Here is a 4,633-nt window from a genome sequence, read left to right as displayed (position 1 = left end):
AATATGCAGAGATGATACAATGTTAATTTTCTGTTAATTTTTATGTCCTTGTTTACACAAACACAAGAAATTATAAAAGAGGAAAAAGTTTTACAACAACCTAAGATAGAAAGTGCATTGGTTTCTAATATAATTTCAAATGACAAGAAAGAAACATCTAATTTAAAAGTCATTAAATCGTTAAATATATCTGCATTATTTTTTGTAACATTGAATTTAGTAATTTTAATTATTAATTTATTAATTGATACTTTTCTTTCTTCTCTTTATTTATATGATGATGTGTATGTGGTGAAATATTGAATTAATGTATTAAATTATGTTTTTATTATAACTGCATTTCTTATTAGCATATTTTTATTTGTTAAAATTACAATAATAAATAAATCTGAATTAACAAAAAAACTTAAATCTTTCTTTTTATTAGTGGTATTAATGATTCTTTTTGTATTAGTATTATCTCCGTTTAATTTAAATCTACTAATGAATATTAGTGCCTTTTCAAATTGGCACCGAGAAAGTTACCCAAATTGAAGTATCAATAGTTTCGATGTACCTAAAGAAACACCAATATATTTTACAAATTTATGAATAATCATATTACTTGTTGTCGTAATTATTTTACTTTCATACACACAAAATTATTTAAATAAAGAATATAAAAAGTTGTATATAAATTCAATAATAAATTGAATATAAGATAAAATTATAATCTAATTCTTCGAAATTCAACTCACTTTTATAAAAAATATTTGTAAGAGAATTTAACAAGTTATCTAAATTATCTAAATATAATAAAATGGCAACAATAACAACTATTTCCCACCATCCTCATCAATCCATCATATCTATATATTTATATTTTTTATTTTAAAAAAAGTTTATAATATGCAAGATATACATTTTAATTAACAGAAAGGTAAAATATGAAAAAAGTAGCAATTAACGGATTCGGAAGAATTGGTAGATTATTTTTCCGTAGATTATTAGAACAAAATTCAAACTTAGAAGTTGTTGCAGTTAACGATCTTACAGATTCAAAAACCCTAGCACACTTATTAAAATACGATACAGCATTTGGTAAATTAGGTGTTGAAGTAGTAGCTAAAGATGGTGCTATCGTTGTCGATGGGAAAGAAATTAAAGTATTCGCAGAAAGAGATCCTGAAAATCTTCCATGAGCTGAACTTGGAATTGATGTAGTTATTGAATCAACTGGATTCTTTACTAAAAGAGATGGTGCTTCAAAACACTTAAAAGCGGGTGCTAAAAAAGTTGTTGTTTCTGCACCATCAGAAAAAGATGTTAAAACTATTGTATTTAATGTAAACCACAATGAATTAACAAGTGATGATACACTTATCTCTGCAGCATCATGTACAACAAACTCATTAGCACCTATGGTTAAAGTTTTAGTCGATAACTTTGGTATTAAATCTGGATTTATGACAACTATCCATGCATACACAGGAGATCAAAGACTTCAAGATGCTCCACATAGAGACTTACGTAGGGCTCGTGCAGCAGCAGCAAATATGGTTCCTACTTCAACAGGAGCAGCAAAAGCAATTGGTTTAGTAGTTAAAGAAGCAGCAGGAAAATTAGACGGTTCAGCAATTCGTGTACCATTAATTACAGGTTCATTAGTAGACTTAACTGTTTTATTAGAAAAACAACCTACAGTTGAAGAAATTAATGCCGCAATGAAAGCAGCAGAATCAGAAAGTTTCAGATATGAAACCGATGAAATTGTTTCTTCTGATATTATTAAAGAAACACATGGATCAGTATTTGATTCAAAATTAACTTCAATCAAAGAATCGTCAGAAGGTAACTTATATAAACTCTTCTCATGATATGACAATGAAATGTCATATGTATCACAACTTGTTAGAACAGTTATTTACTTTGCTAACTTATAATAAGCATAATAAAATCCGGTTCCCCGGATTTTTTATACTATTTTGACATCGCATCAAATTGTCATAATCATTTATCTAATGATAATAGCACTTCATCAAAAATAGGTTGAACTCTAGCACTTCATTCAAAACTTTCAGCAAGTTGTAAAAGTATTTTTAAATCATTCACAAGCACTTTAAGAGCTTGTTTATAATCAAAGATTTGTGAAGTTAATTCAGTGATTTTAGAAGCTTCTAGCACTTCTGTATAACTTCCTAAAGCGACTTCACCTTTCATAACAACTTTTTCAGCAATCTCATCTACAAAATTTAAAACATCATCTTTTAATTTATCACTTTGTGCATGAATTTCAAAGAATTCTAATCCTTTAATGTTTCAGTGGATGTTATTAATTTTTTGATAAAACACTTGTAAGCTTGCTTGCATTTCTTTTAATTTTTGTATTTCATTCATATTTCCTCCTTGATTTATTTTACCATATTCATATGATATACAAATCTTTACTATTACAACATACCATAGAAGATGGTATAATTTAAAAAAGGAGAAAAAGTGAAATTTAAAGCAAAGTTTTTTGTTACTAGTGGACTAGTTGCATCAATTGCTCCTGTAGTAATTGTTGCATCTTGCAGCAGCGAAAATAAGCAAACTCTAGCTACTTCATTTACAAAACTTTATATCAATCAATGACAAGAAGTTAAAAATAAGTCAGTAAAAACAAAAACTCAATTCGAAATTGAAAAAGCTATTGATAAAATTATTTTAAATCAGGATTCTCAGTTATTACAAAAAGTAAACAAATTGATGATAAATACCTATAAATTGCTTCCTGTAATTAATACTGAAATAAATTCAGGTTCATTTGATTATGCTAAAAGTTTTAAAGTAGGTGATGCTAATTCATACAAGGATGTGTTAAATCTTTTAAAAGAAATGATGCAGAAAGCAGAAGATATCCTTTTAGATAATGAAAATTAAGCATCTAGTTCCTAGATGTTTTTATAAAATTGATACAAGTTCTTCACTAAAATTCGAAATATCTTTCATCTTTGAAATAGATAAGGTTAATTTGTAATTAACCTTATTATCAGGATTCATTTCTACTAATTTTTTTAATTTACCATTGATATTTATTCAGTGACCACGTTGTTCTTTTTGGTGGATGTATTTAAAACTAGTTTTTGGGATAATGCGATAATAAGCATTGGTTAAAGAAAAGCCGATGCATATTAAATAATCATAATTATAATTCGGATTTAAACCATTGAATTGAAAGGTTTGATTTTTTCTACCTAATCTCGCTGATTTAATTTCCAGCAAGATTTTTCTTGGTTTTTCAATTACAATATCATATTCATTATGAATGCTTTTTCATTTTTTTGATGCATCAAAATCTATATTAAGTTTTTTAAGAATTTGTTTAACAAACTCTTCACCGATGCTACCAATCGCATTTCCTTCGAACTCAATAATCTTTCAAAAGATATTTTCTGTATTCTTTTTATCCAAACCTAATCGATGATATTTATCTTCAATTATTTTTAGTAATAAATTATTTATATCCATTAAAACTCCTTTTCAAAGCCATTATCTAACAGTAAATCATAAATATGGCTTTTACCAATATGTCTACATGAATTTGTAGCAAGCGAACTATATTTATTTCAGTCTGCATTGATTAAAATGTTTTTAAGATTATCTGCTATTTTTGCATCAGATGTTTTTATCTTAATTGCTACTCCACTACCATATTTAACATCATTGAAGTCATATACAACAGAATTTCTCTTAAAAAATGTCGATGCAAGATAAAAATCAGCTTTCTCTTCAAAAATCCAGTGCTTACCACATTCGCGATTTTTAGCAGTAGATACTGTATATATATCTAAATACTTACTAAAAGGGTTCTTTTTACCTAATGAATACCAATTAAAAGTATTTAATTTATCATTTATATGATTTTTCGATCATATTTGAAATACACACTTAACATCTACATCAGAGTTATCAGAAGTATAAAAAGAATTCTTAGGTAACTGTTCACTATAGATTAAATTTAAACCTTTTACACGATATCGTACACTACCTTTTCCTTTGCTATCAAAAAACATTGGTAATATGAAGCAAACAAAATCTGCATCCTTGGAATAATTTATAAACTCTAGAGCCAAAACTCCACGATGTCCAAATGGGGGATTACCAATAACTATAAATGGTTTATTAGGAAGTTGATATTTTAAGTAATTACTTTTTATGACATCACTTCTTTTAGGGTCTAAATCTATACCAATTCTTTTATTAATTGGTAATAAATCCAAAAAACACCCTTCACCTGTACTAGGTTCAATTCAAAGATATTTGTTTATATCTTCATATTGTGAAATAATTTCTCTTGTTTTATGATAAAGACTTTGGGCAATATTATGTTTAGTAAAATATTGATCTAGTTTGTTTTTACGATTTATCAACATAGATTTACCATTAACATATTTTAATTTTTCCATTTATCCCTCTTTTATGATGCATTATATACATAAAAATATTAATAATAAGAATTATATTATATATTAAAAGTTAATTAAATAAGTTGTCTATGTTTATACTATATTTATGTATAAAATTTGTGTTTGCTAATGTGCAAAAACTTCCAGAAGGAGTAAAGTAGGACAAAAAGATTAACAATTAATTCTGTTAATCTTTTTGTTTTATT

Annotated in this window: 6 protein-coding genes; 3 read left to right on the top strand and 3 right to left on the bottom strand. The window is 26.5% G+C overall.

Translation table 4 applies throughout. The features are described 5' to 3' along the window. Both ACXYRN_RS04195 and gap read left to right on the top strand, forming a co-directional pair. A partial coding sequence (locus ACXYRN_RS04195) for a hypothetical protein (protein WP_458607778.1) occupies positions 1 to 699 on the top strand: 699 nt, incomplete at its 5' end. 227 nt (positions 700 to 926) lie between these two features. Continuing rightward, positions 927 to 1,922, top strand: a complete 996-nt coding sequence (gap, locus tag ACXYRN_RS04190) for a type I glyceraldehyde-3-phosphate dehydrogenase (protein ID WP_458598186.1) — start codon at positions 927 to 929, stop codon at positions 1,920 to 1,922. Positions 1,923 to 1,959: 37 nt separating this feature from the next. Here the strand turns inward: gap and ACXYRN_RS04185 are convergent, their stop codons facing one another. Next, positions 1,960 to 2,376: a Dps family protein gene (locus ACXYRN_RS04185; protein ID WP_458598184.1), complete on the bottom strand. Its 417-nt coding sequence runs from the start codon at positions 2,374 to 2,376 to the stop codon at positions 1,960 to 1,962. A gap of 99 nt (positions 2,377 to 2,475) precedes the next feature. Between ACXYRN_RS04185 and ACXYRN_RS04180 the strand changes: the two genes are divergently transcribed. After that, positions 2,476 to 2,901 carry a hypothetical protein gene (locus tag ACXYRN_RS04180; RefSeq protein WP_458607777.1) on the top strand — a complete coding sequence of 142 codons (426 nt, stop codon included), beginning with the start codon at positions 2,476 to 2,478 and terminating at the stop codon, positions 2,899 to 2,901. A gap of 21 nt (positions 2,902 to 2,922) precedes the next feature. Here the strand turns inward: ACXYRN_RS04180 and ACXYRN_RS04175 are convergent, their stop codons facing one another. Together ACXYRN_RS04175 and ACXYRN_RS04170 are read right to left on the bottom strand one after the other, a co-directional pair. Beyond that, positions 2,923 to 3,489 carry a hypothetical protein gene (locus tag ACXYRN_RS04175; protein WP_458607776.1) on the bottom strand — a complete coding sequence of 189 codons (567 nt, stop codon included), beginning with the start codon at positions 3,487 to 3,489 and terminating at the stop codon, positions 2,923 to 2,925. Further along, positions 3,489 to 4,427, bottom strand: a complete 939-nt coding sequence (locus ACXYRN_RS04170) for a hypothetical protein (protein ID WP_458607775.1) — start codon at positions 4,425 to 4,427, stop codon at positions 3,489 to 3,491. Before ACXYRN_RS04170 ends, ACXYRN_RS04175 begins: the two co-directional genes overlap by 1 nt. Positions 4,428 to 4,633 lie beyond the last annotated feature (206 nt).

The organism is Mycoplasma sp. 4423 (genome assembly GCF_054353855.1).
Note: the sequence above shows the minus strand (reverse complement) of the source record. Positions and strands in the feature narration are given on the sequence as shown.